This window comes from Delftia sp. UME58 (genome assembly GCF_014170385.1).
GTDB lineage: Bacteria > Pseudomonadota > Gammaproteobacteria > Burkholderiales > Burkholderiaceae_C > Comamonas > Comamonas acidovorans.
This window is the reverse complement of sequence record NZ_LZZV01000038.1, coordinates 55,315-76,082: the sequence shown is the minus strand read 5'-3', so window position 1 is coordinate 76,082 and position 20,768 is coordinate 55,315. Positions and strand designations below refer to the sequence as shown.

Annotated in this window: 21 protein-coding genes; 7 read left to right on the top strand and 14 right to left on the bottom strand. The window is 67.9% G+C overall.

The genetic code is table 11. From position 1 onward, the window contains the following. Nucleotides 1-35 precede the first annotated feature (35 nt). From A9976_RS11735 to A9976_RS11690, 10 genes are all read right to left on the bottom strand, one after another. Entirely contained in the window at nt 36-539 is a 504-nt protein-coding gene (locus tag A9976_RS11735; protein WP_183019152.1) for a MarR family winged helix-turn-helix transcriptional regulator, read from the bottom strand. Between the two features lie 142 nt (nt 540-681). Then, on the bottom strand, nt 682-1,734 hold the full coding sequence (locus A9976_RS11730) for a substrate-binding domain-containing protein (RefSeq protein WP_183019151.1): 1,053 nt from the start codon (nt 1,732-1,734) through the stop codon (nt 682-684). Nucleotides 1,735-1,790: 56 nt separating this feature from the next. After that, nucleotides 1,791-2,954, bottom strand: coding sequence for an iron-containing alcohol dehydrogenase (locus tag A9976_RS11725; protein ID WP_183019150.1), 1,164 nt, complete (start codon nt 2,952-2,954; stop codon nt 1,791-1,793). Between the two features lie 41 nt (nt 2,955-2,995). Beyond that, nucleotides 2,996-3,991 carry a tripartite tricarboxylate transporter substrate binding protein gene (locus A9976_RS11720; RefSeq protein WP_099752293.1) on the bottom strand — a complete coding sequence of 332 codons (996 nt, stop codon included), beginning with the start codon at nt 3,989-3,991 and terminating at the stop codon, nt 2,996-2,998. 52 nt (nt 3,992-4,043) lie between these two features. Then, the gene (locus A9976_RS11715; protein WP_259649185.1) at nt 4,044-5,000 is read right to left on the bottom strand and encodes a tripartite tricarboxylate transporter substrate binding protein; all 957 of its coding nucleotides are present in this window, start codon (nt 4,998-5,000) and stop codon (nt 4,044-4,046) included. An 88-nt stretch (nt 5,001-5,088) separates the two neighbouring features. Beyond that, on the bottom strand, nt 5,089-6,540 hold the full coding sequence (locus A9976_RS11710) for an aldehyde dehydrogenase family protein (protein ID WP_183019148.1): 1,452 nt from the start codon (nt 6,538-6,540) through the stop codon (nt 5,089-5,091). A gap of 217 nt (nt 6,541-6,757) precedes the next feature. Next, nucleotides 6,758-7,996: a dienelactone hydrolase family protein gene (locus tag A9976_RS11705; protein WP_183019147.1), complete on the bottom strand. Its 1,239-nt coding sequence runs from the start codon at nt 7,994-7,996 to the stop codon at nt 6,758-6,760. Between the two features lie 59 nt (nt 7,997-8,055). Further along, nucleotides 8,056-8,583: a flavin reductase family protein gene (locus tag A9976_RS11700; protein WP_016449085.1), complete on the bottom strand. Its 528-nt coding sequence runs from the start codon at nt 8,581-8,583 to the stop codon at nt 8,056-8,058. A 14-nt stretch (nt 8,584-8,597) separates the two neighbouring features. Next, the gene (locus A9976_RS11695) at nt 8,598-9,893 is read right to left on the bottom strand and encodes a styrene monooxygenase/indole monooxygenase family protein (RefSeq protein ID WP_183019146.1); all 1,296 of its coding nucleotides are present in this window, start codon (nt 9,891-9,893) and stop codon (nt 8,598-8,600) included. A gap of 36 nt (nt 9,894-9,929) precedes the next feature. Further along, nucleotides 9,930-10,721: an SDR family oxidoreductase gene (locus A9976_RS11690; RefSeq protein WP_183019145.1), complete on the bottom strand. Its 792-nt coding sequence runs from the start codon at nt 10,719-10,721 to the stop codon at nt 9,930-9,932. A gap of 192 nt (nt 10,722-10,913) precedes the next feature. Between A9976_RS11690 and A9976_RS11685 the strand changes: the two genes are divergently transcribed. Continuing rightward, nucleotides 10,914-11,921, top strand: a complete 1,008-nt coding sequence (locus A9976_RS11685) for an AraC family transcriptional regulator (RefSeq protein WP_183019144.1) — start codon at nt 10,914-10,916, stop codon at nt 11,919-11,921. Between the two features lie 50 nt (nt 11,922-11,971). Here A9976_RS11685 and A9976_RS11680 read toward each other — a convergent pair whose 3' ends face one another. The 4 genes from A9976_RS11680 to A9976_RS11665 all read right to left on the bottom strand — a co-directional run bounded on the left by A9976_RS11680 (nt 11,972) and on the right by A9976_RS11665 (nt 14,879). Then, nucleotides 11,972-12,742 carry an SDR family oxidoreductase gene (locus A9976_RS11680; RefSeq protein WP_183019143.1) on the bottom strand — a complete coding sequence of 257 codons (771 nt, stop codon included), beginning with the start codon at nt 12,740-12,742 and terminating at the stop codon, nt 11,972-11,974. 138 nt (nt 12,743-12,880) lie between these two features. Continuing rightward, the gene (gene hpaH / locus A9976_RS11675) at nt 12,881-13,684 is read right to left on the bottom strand and encodes a 2-oxo-hept-4-ene-1,7-dioate hydratase (RefSeq protein WP_183019142.1); all 804 of its coding nucleotides are present in this window, start codon (nt 13,682-13,684) and stop codon (nt 12,881-12,883) included. 10 nt (nt 13,685-13,694) lie between these two features. After that, a complete protein-coding gene (locus A9976_RS11670) occupies nt 13,695-14,381 on the bottom strand; it encodes a flavin reductase family protein (protein WP_183019141.1) in 687 nt (228 codons plus the stop codon). Between the two features lie 39 nt (nt 14,382-14,420). Beyond that, a complete protein-coding gene (locus tag A9976_RS11665; protein WP_183019140.1) occupies nt 14,421-14,879 on the bottom strand; it encodes a VOC family protein in 459 nt (152 codons plus the stop codon). Between the two features lie 152 nt (nt 14,880-15,031). Here A9976_RS11665 and A9976_RS11660 point away from each other — a divergent pair, with 152 nt between their 5' ends. The 6 genes from A9976_RS11660 to A9976_RS11635 all read left to right on the top strand — a co-directional run bounded on the left by A9976_RS11660 (nt 15,032) and on the right by A9976_RS11635 (nt 20,765). Then, complete coding sequence (locus A9976_RS11660) at nt 15,032-15,604, top strand: MarR family winged helix-turn-helix transcriptional regulator (RefSeq protein ID WP_183019139.1); 573 nt, start codon at nt 15,032-15,034, stop codon at nt 15,602-15,604. A 264-nt stretch (nt 15,605-15,868) separates the two neighbouring features. Next, the gene (locus tag A9976_RS11655) at nt 15,869-16,684 is read left to right on the top strand and encodes a MetQ/NlpA family ABC transporter substrate-binding protein (protein WP_183019138.1); all 816 of its coding nucleotides are present in this window, start codon (nt 15,869-15,871) and stop codon (nt 16,682-16,684) included. Between the two features lie 47 nt (nt 16,685-16,731). Further along, complete coding sequence (locus A9976_RS11650) at nt 16,732-17,538, top strand: MetQ/NlpA family ABC transporter substrate-binding protein (RefSeq protein WP_016449092.1); 807 nt, start codon at nt 16,732-16,734, stop codon at nt 17,536-17,538. 23 nt (nt 17,539-17,561) lie between these two features. Continuing rightward, nucleotides 17,562-18,755 (top strand): methionine ABC transporter ATP-binding protein, encoded by a 1,194-nt coding sequence (locus A9976_RS11645; RefSeq protein ID WP_183019137.1) that lies wholly within the window; start codon nt 17,562-17,564, stop codon nt 18,753-18,755. Then, a complete protein-coding gene (locus A9976_RS11640; protein ID WP_012203707.1) occupies nt 18,727-19,389 on the top strand; it encodes a methionine ABC transporter permease in 663 nt (220 codons plus the stop codon). The genes A9976_RS11645 and A9976_RS11640 overlap by 29 nt, the downstream gene beginning before the upstream one ends. 83 nt (nt 19,390-19,472) lie before the next feature. Continuing rightward, the gene (locus A9976_RS11635) at nt 19,473-20,765 is read left to right on the top strand and encodes an SfnB family sulfur acquisition oxidoreductase (protein ID WP_183019136.1); all 1,293 of its coding nucleotides are present in this window, start codon (nt 19,473-19,475) and stop codon (nt 20,763-20,765) included. Nucleotides 20,766-20,768 lie beyond the last annotated feature (3 nt).

Sequence of the window (20,768 nt, the reverse complement as noted above, 5' to 3'; positions counted from 1 at the left end):
GTCGGAGGTGGGTGGTGTTGCGGCTCGTGGGGAAATCAGGAATCCAGACCCTGGTCCAGCGCCTGGGAGGCACGGCCGAGCTTGTCCAGGATGCGGTCCAGCATGGCGCGTTCATCGGCCGTCAGGGCATTGAGCAGGGCCGCCTGGTAGGGGCGTGCGCGGGAAAGCACCTCGTCGAAGAGCGCCTGCCCTGCTTCGCTCAGCTGCAGCAGGTGGCGCCGCGCGTGTTGCGGGTCGGCGCGGCGCAGCACCCAGCCCCGGTCGATCAGCGGCTGCAGCGCGCGGCTGATCTGGGCCTTGTCCATCAGGCTCAGGCGCGACAGCGCGCTGGCGTGCAGCTCGCCATGGCGCTGGATCTGGCCCATGAGCCGCCATTCGGTCAGCCCCACGGGCGAGGCCGGCGCGATGTAGTGGCGCGTCACCTGGGTCTGCAGCGCATTGGACAGTGCACCCAGGCGAAAGGTCAGAAAGTCCTCCAGCGCCAGCGTCTGGCTATGGACCTGCGTGTCCGGTGCGGGGAGTTTGCGTGGTCGGGGCATGGGGCGGAAAACGGGGAAGCGGCGATTGCGATGGCCGCATGATTCATCAGTGTTGACATATCAACAATGGTGACAACCCTGAGGACCCGCTGCGCGGCCCTGTCTTCCTGTGAACGCCCTGCCGCGACGCCGGGAGCGATGTCTACAACGTCCCTGCTTTGGGCGCGGCGCAGGATTCGCGCATGACAAACTCGGTCGGAAGCTCCACCCGCGCATTGGGCTGCGGGGGTGTCTCGCCCTTCAGTTGCTGGAGCAGCAACAACGCCGCTTCGCGGCCCAGGGCATAGCCGTCGTAACGGATGACGCTGATGGCGGGCGTGGCCAATTGAGCCAGGGGGCTGTCGTTGGATGCGATGAGGGAAATGTCGTGCGGAATGCGCAGGCCCTTCATGCGGATGGCCGGAAGAATTCCGTTGAGCAGGTGCATGCCGGCCGCAATCAGGGCTGTCGGCGGGCGCTCCAGCCCCAGCAGCAGTTGCGTCTGGCGAAAGGCGTAGTCTGCGGAAAATCCGTCGAGACGCATCAGCTGCTCATCCTGCTCCACGCCGGCTGCGGCATGCGCGTCCGTGAAGCCGCGCAGACGATCGCGTCCCACGCGGTTGGACCGTCCGCCGCTGATGAGGGCGATGCGCCTGTGGCCCAGGCTCAGCAGATATTCGGCGGCCTGCCGTGTGCCGCCATAGTGGTCGGCACCGACCGTGGGCACGGCGGGCGAGAGTTCGCGCTCGAGCATGACCGTGGGGATGCGTGCCGATGACAGGGACTGCCGCACCGCCGTGTCGCTTTCTTCTTCGATGGTGAACAGCAGCCCGTCGGCCTTGCGCCGTGCGAACAGATCGATCAGCGCGATCTCGCGTTCCGCCAGTCCGTCGCTGCTGGCGATCATGAGCAGATAGCCATGCTGTGTGAGCACATCCTCCGCGCCTTTCACCATGGCCGAGTACAGCGGATTGCGAATGTCGGAGAAGATGAAGCCGACCATGTGCGAGGACGCCCCCCGCATGGCCTGCGCGGCCACGCTGGGTGCCCAGCCCAGCTCCGCAATGGCCTGGTTCACCCGCTCGCGCGCGGCCGGCTTGACGGTGGCGGCACCGTTGACGACACGGGAGACGGTGCCGATCGACACCCCGGCAACACGCGCCACGTCATGTACGGTGATGCGTTGATGGGGAGTGGTTGGCGGCGTGTTGTCCATGGAGCGCGACGGGTTGCGGATGACAGTCCACCGTCGGCTCCATTGCCGACCAGGGCCTAGTGGGCCTTCCGGAACAGTTCCAGGAAATCCGCCGAGGTGGTGTGGCGAGGGTTCCAGCGATTGTAGTTGGCCTCGGCGCACAGCCCAGCCATCTCTTCGAAGCGATCTTCGGTGACACCGGCATCGCGCAGCCGCGGTGGAATGGCCAGATCGGCGCACAGCTCCGAGATGGCCGTGACGGCAGTGCGTGCCGCATCCAGACGCGAGAGCCCGTCCACCCGGTACTCCATGGCGCGAGCGACGCGGCCATATTTCTCGAGTGCGGCATTCATGTTGAAGGCCGCAACATGCGGCAGGCACAGCGCATTGGACAAGCCGTGCGACAGGTGAAAGAAGGCCCCAACGAAACGCGCCATGCAGTGCACATTGCCAAGGCCGGTCTGCCCGAATGCCATGCCTGCGAGCGCGGAGCCGCACAGCATCTTCAGCCCGGCGTCCAGACGCGAGCGGTCCGCCACGAAGCTGCGGATATTGCCCGCGATGAGTTCCATGGCGTGCAGGTTCAGTGCGTCGGTCATCAGGTTGGACTGGCGCGAGATGTAGGACTCGAAGGCGTGAACGAACGCATCCATGCCCGAATGCGCGGCCACGTGCGCCGGCATGGTGGTGAGGGCGAGCGGATCGAGGATGGCCACGTCGGCGGGGTTCATCGATGCGTGTCGGATGGACATCTTCAGCTGCCGCGTGGTGTCCGAGATCACGCAGGAGCCCGAGACCTCGGAGCCGGTGCCCGCCGTGGTCGGTATGGCGATGCGCGGCAGCGGGCGGTGCTTGAATTTCTCTATGCCTTCGTAGTCGTGGATGCGCCCTCCATTGGTCGCCAGAATGCCCACGGCCTTGGCCACATCCATGGTGCTGCCGCCCCCCACGGCCAGGATGGCCGTGGCCTGGTGCTGCAGGCAAGTGGCGAAGGCGCGCTCGACGGTGGTGTCGCTGGGGTCGGCCTCGATGTCGCTGAACGAGGCGGTCTGGATGTTCTGTGCGGCCAGGATGGCTTCGATGCGGCGATAGAAATCGCTGGCCAGCAGGGCACGGTCCACGGTGATGAAGACACGGTCGCTCTGGAACGACTTGAGCACGTTCGCCAGTTGCGTGTGGGAGCCGACACCGAGGTGAATCCGGGTGGGGCAGAGAAAGCTGGAGAGGTCGGAGGTAAGCATGGTGAGCAGAAAGGGCCTTCGGGCAAGCGAAGGCCCATGGTTCATTCCTTGATGGTGGCGCCGTTCTTGATGAGATCGGTCCAGCGTTTGACTTCGGCGTGCACGAAGCGGTCGAACTCCGCGGGCGGCATGCCGCCGGGCTCGGCCGACATGCCGGCCAGCACGTCCTTCATGCCCTGCGTGGCCAGCGCCTGCACTATGCCCTGGTATATCCTATCCTTTACGGGCTGCGGCGTGCCCGCCGTGGTGGAGATGCTGTACCACGTGGTGGCTGCATAGCCGGGCAGACCGGATTCATCCAGGGTGGGCAGGTTGGGGAAAGAGGCCGTGCGCCTGGTCGTGGTGACGCCCAATGCCTTCACGTGGCCCCCGGAGATCTGCGCGGCGGCCGAACCGGCCGAATCGATGGCGAATTCGAGGCGAGCGCCGATCAGGTCGGTCATCATCGGTGCAGCACCTTTGTAGGGGACATGCACCGCATCGACCCTGGCCAGCGACTTCAGCAGTTCGGCCGACAGGTGCTGCGTGCTGCCGATGCCTGCCGAGCCATAGGAGACGGGCGCCTTGCGCTCCTTCATGTACTTGACGAGCTCGGCCACGTTCGACACGGGAAGGCTCTTGGGGACCAGCAACACGTTGGGAACAATGGCGACGTTGGTGATCGAGTCCAGGTTCCTGGTGAAGTCGTACGGAAGATTCTTGTACAGAGCAGGCGCCGCGGCATGACCCACGTTGGCGAGCAGCAGGGTGTAGCCATCGGGGTTTGCGCGCGCCACCAACGCTGCGCCCACGGTGCCACCCGCGCCGGGCCTGTTGTCCACGACGACGGCTTGCTTCCAGATGATCTGCAACTGGTTCGCCAACGCGCGCGCCACGATGTCCGTGGTACCTCCGGGCGTGAAAGGCGCCACCAGCGTGACCGGCTTGGCGGGCCAGTTCGCGTCGGGGGCATCGGCTGCGGCATGGGTGGCCAAGGTCAGCGCCATGGTGCCGGCGCAGATGTGGCGCAGCGATCGCGCGATGGATGAAAGGACCATGGTTTGTCTCCTGGTTTTGATGTTCTGTCGTAGGGCGTGCTGTGGGCCGGGCTCAGTCGAGCTGGACACCGAGGCTCTTGATGAGCGGCCGCCAGCGTTCGATGTCCGCGTGCAGCAGCCTGGTGGCCCCTGCGGGGGTCTGGTGCACTTCGCTCGGGACTTCAATGCCTGAGCTGGCCAGGCGTGCAAGCACATCCTGATCTCGCAGTGCCGTGCGTGCCGCCTGGTTCAGGCGCGCGACGATCTCGGGCGGCGTGGCGGCAGGCAGCACCAGCATGTTCCAGATGTCGTAGTTCAGATGCGTGAACCGCGTGGACTCACCGGCGGCAGGCACATCCGGCAAGGCCTTGATGCGCGTGGGTCGCAACACGGCCACGCCCTTGACCTTGCCGGATTTCACGTAGGCGACGGAGGTGGTGGAGCTGTCGACCATGTAGTCGACATGCCCCGCCATCACATCGGTCAGCGCCTGGCCGGCACCCCGGTAATTGATTGCCTGGACGTTGACGCCCAGAGCGTTTTTGAGCAGCACGCCGCCGAGATACGAGCCGGAACCGACGCCGGCCGCCCCGAAGGTCACCTTGCCTTCCTGCGGCTTGATGAAGTCGTGCATGGCATCCAGGCCCGTGGCGGGAAAGTCCGGGCGCGCGGAGACGACCTGCGGTGCATCGCCGATGCCGCAGATGGCCACGAAGTCCTGGACCATGTCATACGGCAGCTTCTTGTAGAAAGAATGGCTGGCCGCCAGCGTGCCTATGTTGCCCGCGAGAATCGTGTAGCCGTCCGGCTTGGCGCGCGCAACGCGGGCATTGCCGACCGTGCCACCGGCTCCGGGGAAGTTCTCCACCACCATGGGCTGGCCCAGCTCGCGCGCCATGCGCTCGACGATCACGCGCGTGAGCACGTCCGTGGGGCCGCCAGCCGCGAAGGGGACGACGACGGAGATGGGTTTTTCGGGAAAGCCTGCAGCGTTCACGGCAAACGCGGGAAGCGCCATGAGTGCGGCCATGCAAGCACGGCGTGTCAATGAAGAATGCTTTTTTGTTTTCATGGCATCGTTGGATCGTGGGGCGAAGGCAGGGGATCGGCGCTGCAGCTCAGGGGTTGAAGACCACCAGGCGTTCTTCGGTCATTTCACGCATCGCATGCCATGGCCCCTCCTTGCCGAAGCCGCTGTCCTTCACCCCGCCGAAGGGCATGACATCGGAGCGCGCGCTCGAGGTTTCGTTGATCTGCACCGTGCCGAAGCGCAGCTTTTGCGTGGCGAGAAAGGCTTTGTTGATATTCGTGGTGAACACGCCTGCAGACAGGCCGTAGGGCGTGGAGTTGGCTCCAGCGAGGGCTTCGTCAAGATGATCGAAGGGCTCCAGCGACAGCAGCGGCGCGAAGGCCTCCATGCACCAGGCACTGGTGTGCGCCGCACCGCGAATCAGCACGGCGGGCTGGATCACCGAGCCTTCACGCTGGCCGCCGCACAGCAGCTGCGCACCGGCGGCCACGGCTTCCTGGATCCACTGCTCTGCACGCTGTGCGGCAGCCTCATTGATCAGCGGGCCCACACGGGTTGCGGCATCCCGTGGATTGCCGGCAGGAAAGGCGCCGGCCGCGTCCTTGAGTCGCTGCGCCACGGTATCGAAGACGGGACGCTCCACATACAGGCGCTGAACGGACGTGCACACCTGCCCTGCCTTGCGAAAGGCAGCGTTGACCAATTTCGGAATGGCCTTGTCCAGATCCGCATCGGCGCAGACGATAGTGCTGGCGATGCTGCCCAGCTCCATTTGCGTGCGGCGCAGTCCCGCAGCCTGCTGGATGATGCGGCCCACGCGGGTGCTGCCCGTGAAGGTATAGAAGGCCACTTCGGGCGCGGCCAGCAAGGCGCTGCCGACGGTATCTCCACAGCCCTGGAGCATGGCCAGGAAATCGACGGGCATGCCGGCATCCAGCAGCACCTGTGCAAGCAGTGCCGACGTCAGCGGCGTGTATTCCGATGGCTTGAGGAGCACGGCATTGCCCGCACCAAACGCCGGAGCCACCTTGTGCAGCACGGTATTCAGCGGCGAGTTGAACGGCGTGATCGCCGCCACGATGCCTATAGGATGGCGCACGGTGTAGCCCAGACGCTGGTGAGCGCCGGGGCTGGCGGCGAACGGAACCATCTCACCCACGATGCGGGTGCATTCTTCGGCGGTCAGCCCCAGGGTGATGATGGCCCGGTCGACTTCCCCTGCGGCATCGGGCTGGGTGAAACCCGCTTCCGCCACCATCACATCGACAAACGCGGTACGGCGTTCTGCCAGCAGCGTGGCGGCGCGACGCAGGATGGCCGCACGTTCGGCAGGCGGCGGTGCCCCACGCTCCATGGCCTGTTGCGCGATCTGTACGGCCTGAGTCACCTGCGCGCTGGTGGCGGCGCTGACCAGGGCGATCTGCTCACCTGAATACTTGTCGATCACTGGCAGCGGCACTTCACCTTTGCGCCATTGTCCGTTGATCAAATTCCCGCACATTTCCGATGAAATGTGAAACGTTTCCATAGATAAACTCATATTTTTCATTGGAATACTTGCTCCGCATCTAATTTTTGAATCGTTTCATTGTAACGTTTCAAATATCAGGAGCATCAGGGCAAACACGGGGGTCGCACGGCGTGGAACGAGATGGCCGGCGCTCCGGGCGATGCAGTCCTGCCCATTGCCCGGGGGAACCGAAGCCCTGTGCAGGCCCCGGCAAGAACGCATGGCGGGCCATGCGCCCGCGTTGCGCTCAGCGCTTGTTGAGCAGCTCGTTGGAGGGCAGTGTCTCGTCCAGCAGCTTGCGCGCCGTCTCCACGCCGGCCACGGGCAGCAGCGCCGGGTCCAGCAGGCCCACCTGCACCAGCACGCTGGCCTGGTCCCAGTAGATGTGCTCGTGGTAGAGCTTGTCGCCACGGAACTTGACCACGGCCAGCAGCGGGATCTCCACGCGCCGCCCCGTGGGCCGCACGCCGGGCAGCATCCACGGGATCTCGGTGGTGTGCGTGAAGCAGAACAGCATCTCGTCCACCACCTGCGAGGCACCCACCGTGCGTGAAATCGGCGTCAGCGACGTATCGGGCGGATTGCTGTTGACGAAGTGGTTCGTGTAGAAGGCGTGCAGGTTGCTGAAGCCCACGCCGCCGGTCATGGTGGGGATGTGGTTCACATAGGGCTCGGCCACCATGGTGGCCATGGTGTCGTCCACGTTGCGCGTGGCGAACTCGTACTCGCAGTGCTTGTCCCACAGCGCGGCCAGGTCGAAATGCGGGCCGATGGCGGACTTGAGCGTGGCAATGCTGCGCTCGTGCGCCATCAGGGCCGAGGCGCGGTGGAAATGGTCGCCGCCCTTGCGCGCGAAGGCATGGTCCACGCCAGGGTAGACGTGCACGGCCACGCCGGGACGCCCGCCCAGCGCCTGGACGATGCGCTGGCGCGCCTCGGGCGGGCAGAAGGCGTCGAGCTCGGCCACGTGCAGGGTGAGCGGGCAGCGGATGCGCTCGGCCTCGTCCAGCGCCGCCTCGATGCCCACGCCGTAGTAGCCGACCACCGCATCGGCATCGGTGCGGCAGGCGGCCAGGTAGGCCAGCTTGCCGCCCAGGCAAAAGCCCAGCACGCCGGCCTTGCCGTCCGTGACATCGGGGCGCTGGCGCAGGGCGTTCAGGCAGGCCTGGATGTCCTGCACGCCCAGGGCCTCGTCGAATCCCTTGTAGAAGCCGAAGGCGCGCTCCCAGTCCGCCGGCGTGTAGCCCAGCTCCACATCGGGCTGCTGGCGCCAGAACAGGTCGGGCACCAGCACCACGTAGCCTTCTTCGGCGTAGTAGTCGGCCACCTCGCGCATGGTGGCGTTGACGCCGAAGATCTCCTGCGCCAGCACCAGGCCGGGGCCGCTGCCCGAGGCCGGCACGGCCAGGTAGGCGTTGAAGCTGCCGCTGCCGTCCAGCGCGTTGATGCGCACATGGCGGCTTGCCGGGGGTTCTTTCTGCTGCATGGGGTTGTCTCCGTTTCAAAGGGTGGGGAAAGCTGCGGTGCCGCTTTTTTCATGGCCCGTCATACGCATTCGGGGTGCCGCACCGTCACCTGATAGTAGCCCGCGTGAAAGGCCAGGGGCTCGCCGTCGAAGCGTTCGCAGCGCTCGACCTGGCCGATGAAGATGAGGTGGTCGCCGCCATCGTATTGCCGGACGTTGCGGCAGACGAAGCGGGCCAGCACGCCATCGATCAGGGGCACGCCGGCCGGGCCTTCCGCGCAGTCCAGGCCGACGAACTTGTCTTGCTGCGGCGTGGAAAAGCGCCGCGACAGAAGGTGCTGGCCCGCAGCCAGCACATGGATGGCGAAGTGGCTGGCGCCCTGGAAATCGCAGACGCTGGGCGCCTGGCGCGCCAGGCTCCACAGCACCAGCGGCGGGTCCAGCGACACAGAGGAGAACGAGTTGGCCGTCATGCCCACGCGCCGCCCGTCCGGCGCGCGCGTGGTGATGACGGTCACGCCGGTGGTGAACTGGCCGAAGGCCTTGCGCAGCTCGCGCGGATCGAAGGAGCAGGCCGTGGCGGCGGCCGGGGTGTCGCATGTGCTCATGGCGGCCTCTGCGGCTAGGCGGGGACGGCTGCCATGGCGGCGATGGCCGCGCAGCTGTCGATGTAGTGGTCTGCCTCGCCCGCGTCCGCGAACCAGGGGAAGAAGGTGCGCGGGTCGTCGAAGCCGTTGGCAAAGGCGCTGGCCAGGGGCGCCAGCGTGCCGGCGCTGGCCAGCAGCTTGAGCACATGGGGCGGCGGTGGCGCCAGCAGCATGTTGGTCCACTGCGTGACCCATTGCGCGTAGCCGAACCAGTAGCGGTCGAAGGTCTGCTGCATCCAGGCGGCGTCGAAGGCACCATTGCCGTCACCATTGCCGTCGCCATTGCTGCGCGCCAGGATGCTGCGCAGATAGGTGTCGGCGCACTTGGCCGCGTTGTTGGAGCCCTGGCCCGTGATGGGGTCGTTGAGCACCACCACGTCGCCCATGCCCAGCACCTTGCGCCCGGAAGGCAGGGTGGCCACGGGCTTGCGCACCGTGGGCGCGAAGCGGCCCGCGAGGATGCCGTTGTCATCGGTCAGCGCAATGTCGCGGCAGCGTTCGGCCTCCCAGGGCACGAAGGTGTCGAGTATCCAGCGGCTGCGCTCCAGGTGCTGACCGGGCGTCTTCACATCGCCCCAGCAGTCCATGGGGCCGCCGGGCACGCCCTCGAACACCATGATCTCGCAGGGGCCCGTGGTCGTCAGCGCCGGGAACACGAAATACTCGCCCACGCCCGGCAGCAGGTTGAAGGACACGGCGGAGAACGGCTCGCGCGGCTTCATGCCCGTCACATAGGTCAGCGCCAGCGCGCGCTGGGGCTGGTCGAAGCGCGAGCGATGGGCATCGCGTTCGAACAGCCTCGATATCTCGCCCTTGCCGCTGGCCACCAGGGTCAGGTCATGGCTGCGCGTGCATTCCTCCAGCTCGGCAATGCCCGCGTCCTTGAGCACCAGCTCGCCGCCCTGGCGGCGGAAGTCGTCCATCCATGCGGGGATCTTCAGGCGCTGGTCCACGGACTGCGCGCCCGCGTTCAGCCGCGCGGCCCAGTCGATGGCCTTGCCGACCGCTTTCTCGCCGTGCTGCGCCGGATGCGGCACGCACAGGCCTATGCCCTCGACTACCGGGCATTCACGCGACCAGTGGTCCAGGCCCAGGCCGCGCTCTATCTGCAGCGCGCTGTCGAACATGCACTGGCTGGACATGACCCTGCCCTGGGCGATGTCCTGCGCCGTGCGGTTGCTCAGTATCGTGACCTGATGGCCCGCGGCCAGCAGGCCCAGGCCCAGTTGCAGGCCCGACTGGCCGGCACCGACGATGGCGATTTTCTTCATGGCTGTCTCCTTGCGGCTCCGTGTCCGTACTGCGTACTAGTCCATCAATTGGGGAATGGCGGCCACGGCCCGCTCGGGTCCCATGGCGCCGTAGCCGCCGTCCACCGCGTAGTCGGCCCCGGTCACGAAGCTGGCATGGTCCGAACACAGGAACAGCACCACCTGGGCCACCTCGTGCGGATCGCCCACGCGGCCCAGCAGGTGAAAGGGCGCGGCCACGCGGTCGGTCTTGTCGCGGTCGCCGCCACTGAGCCGGTCCATCACCGCCGACCAGGTCCAGCCCGGGCAGACGCTGTTGACGCGGATGCCATCGGCCGCCAGGTCCATGGCCATGCTGCGCGTGAGCTGCTTCATGGCCGCCTTGCTGGCCGGGTAGAGCCAGCGCCCGGTCTGCGCGGCCTCGGACGAGATGCTGGTGAAGTTCACCACGGCCCCGCCACCGGCAGCCACCATGTGCGGGTGCACGGCCTGCAGCATGGCCACGGCGCTGGCCACGTTCACGTTGAACGAGGCCAGCCAGTCCGCGCGCGGCGACTGCAGGCCCTCATCCACATAGGAGCAGGCCAGGTTGACCAGGATGTGCACGCCGCCGTGCCGGCTGCACGCCTGCTGCACGCAGGCGGCGACCTGCGCGTCGTCGGTGATGTCGGTGCGCACGAAATGCGCGCCCTCGCCCAGCGCATCGGCCAGCACCTGGCCGTTGTCGGCATCGATGTCGGCAATGACCACCTTCACGCCGGCCGCGTGCAGCGCACGCACCACGCCGGCGCCTATCAGGGTGGAGCCGCCGGTGACGATGGCGCTTTTGCCTTCGAGTCCCTTGAACATGACGCTTGTTCTCCCGTGTGGATGCCAGGCCGGGCTGGCCTGTGCAGCACACGTTACGGGGGGCCGGGCCGCGCAGGCATCCGGCAAGCGCAGGCACTGTCCCTGGCGCGCAGAAATTGGCTCCCGGGGAATGGTCCGAATTGTGGGAGCGGGTGGTTTTTGCTACGTTCTGCCCAGCCTATGGAACACGCCATGCACACACCGCTGCCGCTGCAGCGCTACCGGCTTTTCGAGAGCCACGACATGGACGAGGCCCGCGAAAGCGTGGCGCGCGTCTTCTGTCCGCATGGCCTGGGCATGCTGCGCCCGCGCGCGGAGCTGGACGCCTGCCACCACAGCGCGCCGCTTTCCCGCAACGTCAGCCTGAACTATGTGCAGTACGGCCCCGGCGTGCACATCGAGCCCGGCTACCTGCGGGACTTCTTCCTGCTGCAGATTCCCCTGCGCGGCAGTGCCGAGATCCGCTGCGGCGCGCAGCAGGTGGATGCCACGCCGCGCCTGGCCTCCCTGCCCTCGCCGACCGAGCCGCTGTCCATGCGCTGGGCCGACGACAGCCCGCACCTGATCGTGCGCCTGGCCCGCCCGGCCCTGGTGGCGCGGCTGGAGGCGCTGCTGCAGGCGCCCGCAGGCCGGCCCCTGGTGTTCGATCTGGGCGTGCCGCTGGACCAGCCGCCGCTGGCACCGCTGGTGCATTTCATCGACTGCCTGCGGCACACGCTGGATGCGGGCAACGCCCTGCAGGCCACGCAGGCGCTGGCCCGGCATGCGGAGGAATACCTGCTGACCAGCCTGCTGATGTCGGCCACGCACAGCCACAGCCGCGCACTGGCCGGGGATAGCCGGCGCAGCCTGCTGCCGCGCGGCGTGCGCAAGGCCCAGGAGTACATGCAGGCCCATGCGGAGCAGCCCCTGTCGCTGGCCGATGTCTGCCGCGAGGCCGGCTGCAGCGCGCGCACGCTGCAGGCCGCCTTCCGCCAGCACGCGGGCATGGGGCCCATGGATTTCCTGCGCCAGCTGCGGCTGGACCGGGTGCGCGCCGAACTCCAGGCAGCCCAGGGCCCGGGCGTCGCAGCCGGATCCGGCGTGCGCGACGTGGCGCAGAAGTACGGCTTCCTGCACCTGGGCCACTTCGCGGCCCAGTACCGAAGCCGCTTCGGCGAGCTCCCGTCCGAGACGGCGAGCCGCCGCGTGCAGGGCTGAGGGCCTGAGGGCCCGAGGGCGTGCGGGCCTGAAGACCTGCCCCTGCCGGTTCAGCCCCGGCCCACGAAGGGCATCTTGGTGGCCATCACCGTGTGGAACAGCACGTTGGCCTCCAGCGGCAGGCTGGCCATGTAGAGCACGGACTGGCCCACCACATCCGCGTCGATCAGCGGCTCCACCGCGATCTCGCCATTGGCCTGGGGCACGCCCTGGGCCATGCGCGATGCCAGCTCGGTCATGGCATTGCCGATATCGATCTGGCCCACGGCGATGTCGTAGGCGCGGCCGTCGAGCGCAGCCGTCTTGGTCAGGCCCATGACGGCATGCTTGGTGGCCGTGTAGGCACTGGAATTGGGGCGCGGCGCATGCGCGGAGATGGAGCCGTTGTTGATGATGCGGCCGCCGCGCGGCGACTGGTCGCGCATGGTGCGAAACGCCTGCTGCAGGCAATAGAACATGCCGTTGAGGTTGACATCGACCACCTCGCGCCACTGCTCGGGCGTCCAGTCCAGAAAGGAGCCGGGCGGATTGCCCCGGCCCGCGTTGTTGAACAGCAGGTCCACGCGACCGAAGCGCTGCACCGTGCGCGCGAACAGCTGCTCCACCGCGGCCGGGTCGCTGACATCGGTGGCAATGCCCAGCATGCGCTCGCCTGCGCCGTACTTTGCCTGGGCCTCGGCGCAGGTCTCATCCAGCGGCGCCTGGCGGCGACCCGCCACCACCACCTGGTAGCCCGCGCCCGCCAGGGCCAGCGCCACGGCCTTGCCCACGCCGGTTCCTCCGCCCGTGACCACGGCCGTCTTTGCGTTCTTCATCTCCATTGCTTGTCCATCCTGTAGTGCATGTATTGCAGCCGCCGCCCGCGCACCGGTGGCGGGCGGCGCCGCTGCATTGTCGGCGACGCGCCGGGCCCGCGGACTGTGCCGCAGGCGACACCATCGCCACACTGCGGACGAAGCTCAGGCAAAGCGCCAGGCAATGGAGCCCAGCGGCCCGTAGTCCACATGGAAGCTGTCGCCGGCCTGGGCCGTGACGGGCCGCGTGAACGAGCCGGCCAGCACCACCTGGCCTGCGTCCAGCTGATCATCCCATTGCGCGAGCCGGTTGGCCAGCCAGGCCACGCCCGTGGCCGGATGGTTGAGCACGGCGGCCGCCACGCCGGACTCCTCGATCACGCCATTGCGCTGCAGCAGCGCCGACACCCAGCGCAGATCCACCGCGTCGGGGCGCACGGGCCGCCCGCCCATGACGATGCCGGCATTGGCCGCGTTGTCGGCGATGGTGTCGCGCACCGTGCGCATGGCCTGGGTATCGCGGTCCTTTTGCTCGATGCGGGCGTCGATGATTTCCACGGCGGGCACCACCCAGTCGGTGGCGGCCAGCACATCGCACAGGGTGACGCCCGGCCCCTTGAGCGTGCGGCCCAGAACGAAGGCCAGCTCCACCTCCACGCGCGGAGCGATGAAGCGCGCAAAGGGAATGTCGCCGCCGGGCTCGAAGAACATGTCGTCCAGCAACGTGCCGTAGTCGGGCTCGGTGATCTGCACGGCCTGCTGCATGGCACGCGAGGTCAGGCCGATCTTGTGGCCCCTGACCGTGCGGCCCTCGGCGCGCTTGAGCCGCATCCAGGCGCGCGAGATGGCGTAGCCGTCCTGCACCGTCATGTCCGGATGGCGGCGCGAGAAGTGCCGGACCTGCACGCGGCTTTTTTCGCTGGCGTGCAGCTCGGCCGCCAGGCTGTCTATGGTGTGTTGCGCAAGCATGGGCGGCCCTTCAGCGTGCGGGGGCGCCATCGTCGGCCCAGGCCAGGTAGCCGTCGGACACGCCCTGGCGCTGCATGGCGCTCCACTGCGCCACCGAGGGCGTGGGCATCTGGAAGGCATCGCCCACGCGGCCATACCAGCCGGGGTTCTGCAGCCGCGCGATCAGCTCCATGGGCGCGGGATCGAAGTACATGAGCTCGCCATCGACCACGGCGGCATCCATGACATGGGCCGCCAGCACGTCGGCCAGCACCAGGCTGCGCACGCCGTCGATGTCGATGAGCTGGCGCACGCGGCACTCGAAGGACGCAGGGCTGTCCACGATGCGCGGGGCCTTCACCCGCCGTGCATCGCCCAGGACCAGGCCGGCCTGGGCCGACTCGTCCACCTGCGCGCCGAACTCTATGGCCGTCACCGCCATGCGGCGCGCCAGCGGCTCGGACACCAGGTTCACCACGAACTCGCCCGTGGCCGCGATGTTGCGCGCCGTGTCCTTGAGCACGCCCTGGCGCGAGCCAATGCACACGCACAGCAGCGGCGGATCGCCCGACATGGCGTTGAAGAAGGAAAACGGCGCGACGTTGACCGTGCCGTCCCCGTCCACCGAGCTGATCCAGGCGATGGGACGGGGCAGAACCAGGGAGTGCAGGATGTTGCTGCGCTGCTCGCTGTTGAGCGATTGCATTTCAAAGTACATGGGAATCCGGAGGGGAAGGGAAAAAGGGAGGGCGTCGCGTCACTCGTTGCCGGCGCGCGCCGCGTCCTGCTCGGCCTGGGCAATGCCGGGGGCACGCGCATTGGACTGGTGCAGTTCCACGAGATTGCCGGCCGGGTCGCGCAGGAACAGCTGCTTGAGGCGGGGCGATGCCACGTTGTCCAGCGTGAAGTAATCGACGCCGCGCGCCAGCAGTTCCTGCTCGGCGCCGAGGATGTCGTCCACGGCCAGCGCGATGTGGTTGGACACGGGGTCCCTGCCCGGGCCCTGCGCATAACGCGACGGCCCCTCGCTGCCGAGGATGTGCAACTGGCTGCCGTTGGGCAGGTTGATCCAGGAGCCATAGATGCCGGGGATCTTCCAGCGCGCGGCGTCCTGGGGCAGGTTCAGCACTTCGCGGTAGAAGTCGAGCATGGCGTCGGCCTGGGCGTGGTTGACGCCGAATCCGACATGGTGGAGTTCCAGAACTTTGATGGGCATGGGATGTCCTTGCAGATTTGTGTGCCGCCAAATAATACGCTTAACGTACTATACACAAAGCGTAATATATGAAAGCCGTAAAATCAACCGCCCTTTCTTCTCCCGGCTTCAATCCGGTTTCGACCCGGTTTCACCCGCTTTCATCCACTCCCATGAGTCCGCGCAAGACCGCTGCCGCACCGGCCCCCGATTCCACCCCCCTCGCCAACGCCCCCGATGCGCTGCGCCCGCACCTGGCCCTGATGGCCGAAACCGCGCAGCCCGGCACCGACACGCCGGCCGCCGGCCTGGGCCTGCTGCTGCTGTGGCTGGCCGACGATGTGGAGCAGCGCGCCAACGCATCGCTGCAGGCGTTCGGCCTGTCCGAGAGCAAGCTCGACGTACTCATGATCTTCGCCCTGGCCGAGCGCGGGCTGCTGGGCGACACGGTGGTCACGCCCTCCTATATCGCCAGCTACGTCGGCGTGACACGCTCGTCGGTGACGGGCCTGCTGGACTGGCTGGAAAAGCGCTCGCTGCTGGCGCGCAGCCTCAGCCAGGAAGACCGCCGCAGCTTCGACCTGGCGCTCACCGACCAGGGCCGCGAGGTGCTGGCCCGCGCGCTGCCGGCCTTCTGGCGAATGTGCGAATCCCTGGTCGACTATCTGGACGATGGCGAGCGCGCCAGCCTGCAGGCCATCCTCTTCAAGGCCTGGACGAGGATGAAGGCCCAGCACAGCGCCTGAGCCTGCGCGCACGGCCGGGCACGCCGGTTGCTGCAAGCCTGCGCAGCTGGCGCAGCGCCATATTTCACGCGGGCATAAGCTCAATCCTTTCCGCGCAGAATGTCCTTGTCGATCAACTACTTGCGGCATGCATGAGTCGCCATAAGGAAATGTGAATTCCGTCGTGGTGCCCGCCGGGACCGGGTGTTGCAATGCCTTCAGCAGCCATGCCGGCAGGCGCCATGTGGGCGCCGCCGGGCAGGCTTCTCCTGAAGGAACCACGCCATGCCCACGCGCAGAAACACATTGCTCTGGTCGCTTGCCGCCACGCTGGCGCTGCCCGGCCTTGCGGCCGCCGCCGCGCTGAAGATAGGCGTCACGCCCGGCTCGCTGGCCGACTCCGTGGAAGTCGCCGCCAAGGAGGCGCGCGCCCAGGGGCTGGACGTGCAAGTCATCGAGTTCACCGACTGGACCACGCCCAACACGGCGCTGGCGGCCGGCGACATCGACCTCAACTACTTCCAGCACCAGGCCTTCCTGGACAACGCCATCCGCGAGCGCGGCTATGCCTTCGCCAGCGTGGCCACGGGCCTGCTGCCCAACATCGGCCTGTACTCGCTCAAGACACAGCGCTTTGCCGACCTGAAGGAGGGAGCGCGCGTCGGCGTGGCCAACGACCCCGTCAACCAGGGGCGCGGCCTGCTGCTGCTGGAGAAGGCCGGCCTGATCCAGCTGCGCGAAGGCAAGGGCCCGCGCGCGGGGCTGGACGACATCGTGTCCAACCCGCGCAAGCTGCGCTTTGTCGAGATCGAAGGGCCGCAGCTGGTGCGCGCGCTGGACGATGTGGACCTGGCCCAGGGCTACCCGGCCCACTTCGTCAACGCCGGGCGACCGCAGGTGGCCGGCAATGCGCTGCTGTATTCGGGCATTGACGACCTGTACTACGCCATCCGCTTCGTCTCGCGCCAGGACAACGCCCGGGACCCGCGCATTGCGCAGTTCGTGCGCATCTACCAGACCTCGGGCGCCGTGCAGGCGCAGATCCACAAGTCATTCGCCGCCAACGACAGGCTGTACAGCCTGCCGTGGCGCAAGCCGTGACGCGGCCCCTTCCTGCCTTTTCGAACCCTTTTTTTTCGGAGATCCCGATGAAGCTTTCCCGTGCCCTGATCGCCCCGCTGGCCGCCCTGGCCCTGTTCTCCGCCCACGCTGCCGACAAGCTGCGCATCGGCGTGGTGCCCGGCGCCTACGCCGACTCCGTGGCCGTGGCCGCCAGGGAGGCCAAGGCCCAGGGCATCGATGTGCAGGTGGTGGAGTTCACCGACTGGACCACGCCCAACGTGGCCGTGGACTCTGGCGACCTGGACATCAACTACTTCCAGCACCAGCCCTTCCTGGACAACGCCATCCAGAAGAACGGCTACAAGCTGGCCAGCGCGGGCACGGGCATCCTGGCCAACGTGGGCCTGTACTCGCTCAAGCACAAGGCCATCGCCCAGGTGCCGCAGGGCGGCAAGGTGGGCATTGCCAACGACCCCGTGAACCAGGGGCGCGGCCTGCTCTTGCTGCAGAAGGTGGGGCTGATCAAGCTCAAGCCCGGCGTGGGCTACCTGGGCAGCCTGGACGACATCGTCGAGAACCCCAAGAAGCTCAGCTTCGTCGAGGTCGAGGGGCCGCAACTGGTGCGCATCACGGGCGACGTGGACATCGCCCAGGGCTACCCGCACTTCATCGTGGCGGCCAAGGCCTTCGATCCGTCCAGCGGGCTTGCATATTCGGGTATCGAGGACGCGCGCTTTTCCATCCAGTTCGTGGTCAAGGCCAACCGCACGCAGGACCCCGTGGTGCAGAAGTTCATCCGCATCTACCAGAACTCCGATGCGGTGAAGGCCGAGGCCCAGCGCGCCTTCTCCAACGACAAGCGCCTTTACAACCTGGCCTGGGTCAAGCCCTGAGCGGCACCGGGAGGACTTCAGCCATGTCAACCAGCATTGCAGCCAGGCAGCCCCTGGCGGACAGGCCGGCCCACGAGGCGGACAGGCCGGCCCATGAGGCGGGCAGGCGCTCATCGGCAGCGGCCGGCACCACGCGGGAATCCATCCGCGGACCCGGCGCCGTGGCCTTCAGCAGCGTGGCCAAGACCTACCAGTCTTCGGCCGGGCCCGTACAGGCGCTGGACGCGATCAGCCTGGAGATCGCGCCGGGCAGCATCTTCGGCATCATCGGGCGCAGCGGCGCGGGCAAGTCCAGCCTGCTGCGCACCATCAACCGGCTGGAGCAGCCCAGCAGCGGCCAGGTGCGGGTCGACGGCGTGGACATCGGCACGCTGGACGAATCGCAACTGGTGCAGCTGCGCCGGCGCATCGGCATGATCTTCCAGCACTTCAACCTGCTGTCGGCCAAGACGGTGCATGACAACGTGGCCCTGCCCCTGCAGGTGGCGGGCCTGCCGCGCGCACGCATCGATGCGCGGGTGAAAGAGCTGCTGGCCCTGGTGGGCCTGCAGGAGAAGGCAGACACCTATCCGAGCCGGCTGTCGGGCGGGCAAAAGCAGCGCGTGGGCATTGCCCGCGCCCTGGCCACCGACCCCGAGATCCTGCTGTGCGACGAGGCCACCTCGGCCCTGGACCCCGAGACCACGCAGTCCATCCTGGAGCTGCTGCGCACCATCAACCGCAAGCTGGGCATCACCATCGTCCTGATCACGCACGAGATGAGCGTGATCCGCGAGATCGCCGACCGCGTGCTGGTGCTGGAGCAGGGCCGCATTGCCGAGCTGGGCGAGGTCTGGAAGGTCTTCGGCAACCCGCAGCACCCGGCAACGCGCGCCCTGCTGGCACCGCTGCAGCACGGCCTGCCCGACGACCTGCGCCAGCGCCTGCTGAGCACCGCGCCCGCAGGCCGCCACGAACGCATCCTGCAGCTGACCTACCGCGGCGAGGACGGGCTGGAGCCCGACTTCCCGCGCATCGCCCAGGCCCTGGGCGGCCGGGTGCGCCTGCTGCATGGCGGTGTGGACCGCATCCAGGGCCATGCCCAGGGGCAGCTGCTGATCGCGCTGGGCGGCGGCACGGCCGCGCATGACTGGCACACATTGACGCAGGGCCCGGCGGCCATTGCGCATGACATCAAGGATCTCGGATATGTCGCTGAATCTGTCCATTCCCATTGAGCGCTACGGCAACGCGCTGGCCGACACGCTGATGATGGTCGGCGTCTCGGGCGGCATCGCGCTGGCGGCGGGCATTCCGCTGGCGGTGCTGCTCATCGTCACCGCGCCCGGCGGCTTCCTGGCCTCGCCGCGCACGCACCGTGCGCTGGGCAGCGTGATCAACGGCTTCCGTGCCACGCCCTTCATCGTGCTGCTGGTGGCGCTGATCCCGTTCACGCGGCTGGTGACGGGCACCACCATCGGCGTGTGGGCGGCCATCGTGCCGCTGGCCATCAGCGCCACGCCGTTCTTCGCGCGCATCGTCGAGGTCAGCCTGCGCGAGGTCGATCCCGGCCTCATCGAAGCCGCCCAGGCCATGGGCTGCCGCAAGTGGGACATCGTGCGCCACGTCTACCTGCCCGAGGCCCTGCCCGGCATCGTGGGCGGCTTCACCATCACCCTGGTGGCGCTGATCAGCTCCTCGGCCATGGCCGGCGCCGTGGGCGCGGGCGGCCTGGGCGACCTGGCCATCCGCTACGGCTACCAGCGCTTCGACACCCAGGTGATGCTGCTGGTGATTGCCGTGCTGATCGCGCTGGTCACCGTGGTCCAGGTGCTGGGCGACCGCTACGTGCGCCGGCTGCGCAGCCGCTGACGCTGAAAACAGGCACCACGCCTTTCCCTCCGGGGCCGCCGCCTGGCGGCCCTCTCCCCACCGACTCAGCAACGAGGCACGGAATGACCACACCGGATGCCCTGGGCGCAGCCTTGCCCGGCAACACACACCACACCCCGGGCGGGGCGCTGCGGCGCCTGCCCCTGCCGCCCTCCACCCCGCACCGCATCACCAGCGAGGCCGAGGCCCTGCAGGCCGCCCAGGCCCTGGCCGACGAATGGCGCGTGGACGCAGCGGCCCGCGACCACGAGCGGCGCCTGCCCTGGCAGGAAATCGAGCGCCACACGGCCAGCGGGCTGGGCGCCATCACCGTGCCCCGCGCCTACGGCGGCCTGGGCGCCTCGTACGAGACGCTGGCCCAGGTCTTCGTCACGCTGTGCGCGGCCGACCCTTCGCTGGGCCAGATTCCGCAGAACCATTTCGCCGTGCTGCAGAACCTGCGGGACATGGGCAGCGAGTCCCAGAAGCGCCGCTGGTTCGCCGACGTGCTGGCCGGCCACCGCCTGGGCAATGCCGGGCCGGAGCGCAAGGGCCGCGCGGCCCATGTCCTGGAGGCCACGGCGCGCCTGTCGCGCGATGCGGCAGGCGGCCTGCGCGTCAGCGGCACGCGCTTTTACTCCACGGGTTCGGCCTTCGCGCACTGGGTGCCCTTCCGTGCCCAGGACGAGGAGGGCCGCATCGTGCAGGTCTGGGTGCGGCGCGATGCGCCGGGCGTGACCGTGTTCGACGACTGGGACTCCTTCGGCCAGCGCACCACGGCCAGCGGCAGCGTGCAGCTGGACCAGGTGCAGGTACGGCCCGATGACGTGGTGCCTGCCTGGCAGTTCGAGGCCACGCCCTCGCTGTCCGGCCCGGTGTCGCAGCTGATCCAGGCCTCCATCGACGCGGGCATTGCCCAGGGCGCGCTGCGCGACGCGGTGGACTTCGTGCGCGACAAGAGCCGGCCCTGGATGGACTCGGGCGTGGCGCGCGCCAGCGACGATCCCCACCTTATCCACGAGATCGGCCAGCTGCAGATCGAGGTGGACGCGGCCCATGCCGTGCTGCTGGAGGCCGCGCGCACGCTGGATGCACTTGCTGCAGCGGCTGGTGGCGCGGTGGACGAGCAGGCCAGCGCCCAGGCCTCGGTGGCCGTGGCCGAGGCCAAGATCCTCACCACCGAGGCCGCGCTGCAGGCTGGCGAGCATCTGTTCGCGCTGGCCGGCTCCTCGGCCAGCCGCGCTGCCCACCGCCTGGACCGCCACTGGCGCAACGCCCGCGTGCACACGCTGCACGACCCCGTGCGCTGGAAATACCACCTGCTGGGCAACTACCTGCTCAACGGCGCCCTGCCGCGCCGCCACCAGTGGAACTGACCG

Excerpts from the sequence above, each read along its gene's own strand:
- A9976_RS11735 (WP_183019152.1), bottom strand. The coding sequence starts at position 539 with ATGCCCCGACCACGCAAACTCCCCGCACCGGACACGCAGGTCCATAGC.
- A9976_RS11730 (WP_183019151.1), bottom strand. The coding sequence starts at position 1,734 with ATGGACAACACGCCGCCAACCACTCCCCATCAACGCATCACCGTACAT.
- A9976_RS11725 (WP_183019150.1), bottom strand. The coding sequence starts at position 2,954 with ATGCTTACCTCCGACCTCTCCAGCTTTCTCTGCCCCACCCGGATTCAC.
- A9976_RS11720 (WP_099752293.1), bottom strand. The coding sequence starts at position 3,991 with ATGGTCCTTTCATCCATCGCGCGATCGCTGCGCCACATCTGCGCCGGC.
- A9976_RS11715 (WP_259649185.1), bottom strand. The coding sequence starts at position 5,000 with ATGGCCGCACTCATGGCGCTTCCCGCGTTTGCCGTGAACGCTGCAGGC.
- A9976_RS11710 (WP_183019148.1), bottom strand. The coding sequence starts at position 6,540 with ATGAGTTTATCTATGGAAACGTTTCACATTTCATCGGAAATGTGCGGG.
- A9976_RS11705 (WP_183019147.1), bottom strand. The coding sequence starts at position 7,996 with ATGCAGCAGAAAGAACCCCCGGCAAGCCGCCATGTGCGCATCAACGCG.
- A9976_RS11700 (WP_016449085.1), bottom strand. The coding sequence starts at position 8,583 with ATGAGCACATGCGACACCCCGGCCGCCGCCACGGCCTGCTCCTTCGAT.
- A9976_RS11695 (WP_183019146.1), bottom strand. The coding sequence starts at position 9,893 with ATGAAGAAAATCGCCATCGTCGGTGCCGGCCAGTCGGGCCTGCAACTG.
- A9976_RS11690 (WP_183019145.1), bottom strand. The coding sequence starts at position 10,721 with ATGTTCAAGGGACTCGAAGGCAAAAGCGCCATCGTCACCGGCGGCTCC.
- A9976_RS11685 (WP_183019144.1), top strand. The coding sequence starts at position 10,914 with ATGCACACACCGCTGCCGCTGCAGCGCTACCGGCTTTTCGAGAGCCAC.
- A9976_RS11680 (WP_183019143.1), bottom strand. The coding sequence starts at position 12,742 with ATGGAGATGAAGAACGCAAAGACGGCCGTGGTCACGGGCGGAGGAACC.
- hpaH (WP_183019142.1), bottom strand. The coding sequence starts at position 13,684 with ATGCTTGCGCAACACACCATAGACAGCCTGGCGGCCGAGCTGCACGCC.
- A9976_RS11670 (WP_183019141.1), bottom strand. The coding sequence starts at position 14,381 with ATGTACTTTGAAATGCAATCGCTCAACAGCGAGCAGCGCAGCAACATC.
- A9976_RS11665 (WP_183019140.1), bottom strand. The coding sequence starts at position 14,879 with ATGCCCATCAAAGTTCTGGAACTCCACCATGTCGGATTCGGCGTCAAC.
- A9976_RS11660 (WP_183019139.1), top strand. The coding sequence starts at position 15,032 with ATGAGTCCGCGCAAGACCGCTGCCGCACCGGCCCCCGATTCCACCCCC.
- A9976_RS11655 (WP_183019138.1), top strand. The coding sequence starts at position 15,869 with ATGCCCACGCGCAGAAACACATTGCTCTGGTCGCTTGCCGCCACGCTG.
- A9976_RS11650 (WP_016449092.1), top strand. The coding sequence starts at position 16,732 with ATGAAGCTTTCCCGTGCCCTGATCGCCCCGCTGGCCGCCCTGGCCCTG.
- A9976_RS11645 (WP_183019137.1), top strand. The coding sequence starts at position 17,562 with ATGTCAACCAGCATTGCAGCCAGGCAGCCCCTGGCGGACAGGCCGGCC.
- A9976_RS11640 (WP_012203707.1), top strand. The coding sequence starts at position 18,727 with ATGTCGCTGAATCTGTCCATTCCCATTGAGCGCTACGGCAACGCGCTG.
- A9976_RS11635 (WP_183019136.1), top strand. The coding sequence starts at position 19,473 with ATGACCACACCGGATGCCCTGGGCGCAGCCTTGCCCGGCAACACACAC.